This is a genomic window from Pseudomonas sp. SIMBA_041 (genome assembly GCF_046535095.1).
Lineage (GTDB): Bacteria > Pseudomonadota > Gammaproteobacteria > Pseudomonadales > Pseudomonadaceae > Aquipseudomonas > Aquipseudomonas mucoides.
Map to the genome: position 1 here is coordinate 1 of NZ_JAWRXJ010000549.1, position 257 is coordinate 257.

At 66.9% G+C, this 257-nt stretch carries 1 protein-coding gene; it reads right to left on the reverse strand.

Annotated features, from left to right (window positions below):
* Positions 1 to 257, reverse strand: a 257-nt coding sequence (locus SB725_RS32310) for a condensation domain-containing protein (protein ID WP_410923581.1), incomplete at both ends; no start/stop codon positions are given.

A 257-nucleotide genomic window follows, 5' to 3' on the forward strand; every position in this document is an offset into this window, starting at 1 on the left:
GGCATGCAGCAGGCGCAACAGCGGTGCACGCGACAGGTCCAGGCGCTGGTGGCGGGCGTCGAAGCGTGCCTGCAAGGCGTCGATCACCGAGCCGGCGGCCAAGCCGTCGATTGCGCACACCTGCATCCGCGCTTCACGCCATACCACCTGCACGGCGTGCTCCAACCCTTCACTGACCACAGCAGTACGCAGGATGTCGTGCCGGTCGATAACCTGCTGCAAGGCACCCGCCCAGCGCTGCAACTGCGCCAGGTTGT